The sequence below is a fragment of the Devosia insulae DS-56 genome (genome assembly GCF_000970465.2).
Classification (GTDB): domain Bacteria; phylum Pseudomonadota; class Alphaproteobacteria; order Rhizobiales; family Devosiaceae; genus Devosia_A; species Devosia_A insulae.
Genome location: NZ_LAJE02000309.1, coordinates 1 through 3,086, shown reverse-complemented (window position 1 = coordinate 3,086; position 3,086 = coordinate 1). Strand labels below are relative to the sequence as shown.

The window sequence follows — 3,086 nt, the reverse complement described above, 5'->3', positions numbered from 1 at the left end:
GGGGGGGGGTAGCGGAAGGAAAGGGTGCGGAGGAGCCCGTGGCGGGGTCGGGCGAGATGTGGCCGATGAGAAATGCGGGTGGGGCGGCGCGGTGAGCGCGGAACAGTCCGGCCAGCGCCCGCGCCGTCGCCGTCCGCGCGCCATTGATCAGCGCCAGGCCCTCCTTGGCGGCGAGCACCACCGGGCTGAGCCCGGCGCGCTCGAGCGCCTCACGGCCAGTAAGCCGGTCGCCCCGGAAGAACGCCTCGCCCTCGCCGATCATCACCGCCGTCATATGCGCCAGCGGCGCAAGGTCACCGGAGGCGCCGACCGACCCCTTTTCCGGGATCAGCGGGATAACGCCGCGCGCCAGCATGGCTTCGATCAACCGGATTAGTTCGATCTGCACGCCGGATGCACCGCGCCCCAGCGAGACCAGCTTCAGCGACATGATCAGCCGGACGATGTTCTCCGCCAGCGGCGCACCGACGCCGCAGCAATGCGACAGGATCAGGTTGCGCTGCAGCGTGGCGAGATCGGCCGCCTCGATCTTGATCGAGGCCAGTTTGCCGAAGCCGGTATTGACGCCATAAACCGGAGCGTTGCCAGCGGCGATCTGGGCGATGCGGGCCGCGGCGCGGTCGACCGCAGCGTCGAATACCGGATCGAGCACCGCAGGGGTGCCGTTCCAGAAGATCTCGGACAGCGTCTCGAGCGAGACGCTTCCGGGCGTGAGCGTGATAGTCATGTTGCCTTGCCCTTGAAGATGCGGCGATGCAGCGGGTTGAAGCCGATGCGGTAGGTGAGTTCAGCCACCGAGGCGCAGTTCCAGACCGCAAAGTCGGCGGATTTGTCCGCCTCGAGCGTGCCGGTCTGCTCAAGCAGCCCAAGCGCCCGCGCCGCTATGCGCGTCGTTCCGGCCAGGCACTCGGTGACCGTCAGCCCGAACAGCGTGGCCGCCATGTTCATGCCAAGCAGCAGCGAGGTGAGCGGCGAGGTGCCAGGGTTGCAGTCGGTGGCGACAGCGATGGGGACGCCGTGTCGTCGCAGCGCGGCGACATCCGGCTTGTGGGTTTCACGGATGGCGTAGAAGGCACCGGGCAGTAGCACGGCGATGGTCGATGCGGTGGCCATCGCTTGCGCATCGGCGTCATCGATGTATTCGAGATGATCGGCCGAGAGCGCGCCGTAATGGGCGGCGAGCCTGGTGCCGCCGAGGTGGCTCAACTGCTCGGCATGGAGCTTCACCGGCAGCCCGAGCTCCAGCGCCAGGTCGAAGACCCGAGCGATCTCCTCGGGCGAGAAGGCGATGCCCTCGCAAAAACCGTCTACGGCGTCGACCAGCCCTTCGGCATGCGCCGCTTTGAGGCCCGGCAGCACGACCTCATCGAGATAATCAGCGTTGCGTCCCCGGTACTCCTCGGGTGTCGCATGAGCGCCGAGATACGAGGTGACGACGCGCACCGCACGTCGGTGGCCGAGCGCGCGGGCGGCGCGCAGCATGTTCAGTTCGGCCTCGATGCTGAGGCCGTAGCCCGACTTGATCTCGATGGTGCCCAGGCCTTCGCCGAGCAACGTGTCGAGGCGGGGCAGGGCTTGCTCGACCAATTCCTCCACCGACAGCGCCCGGGTGGCGCGGACGGTCGAAACGATGCCGCCGCCGGCTTTGGCAATCTCGACATAGCTGGCGCCGTCGAGTCGCATCTCGAACTCACGGGCGCGGTTGCCGCCATGCACGATGTGGGTGTGGCAGTCGATCAGCGCCGGGGTCACCAGCCGGCCGCCGAGGTCGATCTGCTGCGCGCCGGCGATATCAGGGGCCTCCGACGCGGCGCCGGCGAACACGATGCGTTCTCCGGAGGTGACGACAACACCGTTCTCGATCGGCTCGACCGAGGGGCTGGCTATCGTCACGAGGCGGGCGTTCCGCCATAGTTTCACGTCGGCATCGCGGCTGGGGATTGGTGTCGGCATTGCATGTCCGCTTTCAATCGTCCTAAAAGATGTATAGACATAATAAGGTCGATGACAAGAGAGTTTTTCCGTTTGTCCCGTCAGGATCGCTCGATGACCAAGCTGTTCGCCGCCGCCGCCTTGCTTCCCACCGGTCTCGCCCGCGATGTCAGCATCGAGATCGAGAACGGGCTGATCACCGCGGTAGAGCGGGGGAGTGCGCCGGCTGTCGCAGACGAGCGCCATGCGCTGCTTGCGCCGGCGGTGCCGAACCTCCACAGCCACGCGTTCCAGCGCGCCATGGCGGGGCTGACGGAGAAGCGCGGGCCTGATGAGGACAGTTTCTGGAGCTGGCGGGCCCAGATGTATCGCTTCGCCCTGTCGATGACGCCCGACGACGTCGAGGCGGTGGCGGCGCAGCTCTATGTCGAAATGCTCGAGGCGGGTTTCTCGCGGGTGGGGGAGTTCCACTACCTGCATCACGATATCGATGGCCGCCCCTATGCCAACATCGCGGAAATGGCTGAACGCATCGCCGCCGCCAGTGCCGAGGCCGGCATCGGCCTGACTCTACTGCCGGTGTTCTATGCGCATTCAGGCTTCGGGCCGAAGCCGCCGATCGAGGGGCAGCGTCGCTTCATCAGCGATACGGCTCGCTTTGCCGAACTCGTCGCGGCGTCGCGGCGGGCGGTCGACGGGTTGGAGGGCGCGGTGGTGGGCATCGCTCCCCACAGCCTCAGGGCCGCGACCATCGAGGAAATCCGGGAAATCCTGCCGCTCGCCGAAGGACAGCCCGTGCACATCCATGTCGCCGAGCAGCTGCTGGAAGTCGAGGATTGCCTAGCGGCCACCGGGTCCTGTCCGGTCGAACTACTGCTCGCCAGCGCGCCGGTCGATCAGCGCTGGTGCCTGATCCATGCCACCCACCTCACTGCCGACGAGGTGGGGGGCATCGTCGCGACGAAAGCCGTAGCGCTGCCTCCTTCACACATCTGCCGCCGCCGCCGCGCGACCCCGCGTCCCCCCCCCCCGTCCCCCCCCCCCCCCCACCCCCCCCCCCCCCCCCCCCCCCCCCCCCCCCCCCCCCCCCCCCCCCACCCCCCCCCCCCCACACCCCCCCCCCCCCCCCCCCCCCCCCCCCCCCCCCCCCCCCC

At 68.3% G+C, this 3,086-nt stretch carries 3 protein-coding genes; 1 reads left to right on the top strand and 2 read right to left on the bottom strand.

Annotated elements, in window-relative coordinates; all coding sequences use genetic code 11:
* Both VW23_RS21315 and hutI read right to left on the bottom strand, forming a co-directional pair.
* Nucleotides 1-727, bottom strand: a 727-nt coding sequence (locus VW23_RS21315) for an aromatic amino acid lyase (protein ID WP_176730454.1), incomplete at its 3' end; no start/stop codon positions are given.
* On the bottom strand, nucleotides 724-1,953 hold the full coding sequence (gene hutI, locus VW23_RS21310) for an imidazolonepropionase (protein ID WP_069911517.1): 1,230 nt from the start codon (nucleotides 1,951-1,953) through the stop codon (nucleotides 724-726). The genes VW23_RS21315 and hutI, both read right to left, overlap by 4 nt.
* 93 nt (nucleotides 1,954-2,046) lie before the next feature.
* Here hutI and VW23_RS21305 point away from each other — a divergent pair.
* Nucleotides 2,047-3,086 (top strand): formimidoylglutamate deiminase (locus tag VW23_RS21305; RefSeq protein ID WP_141728427.1); only part of this gene is annotated, 1,040 nt, incomplete at its 3' end.

Coding starts and splice junctions, on each gene's coding strand:
- hutI (WP_069911517.1), bottom strand. CDS start 1,953: ATGCCGACACCAATCCCCAGCCGCGATGCCGACGTGAAACTATGGCGG.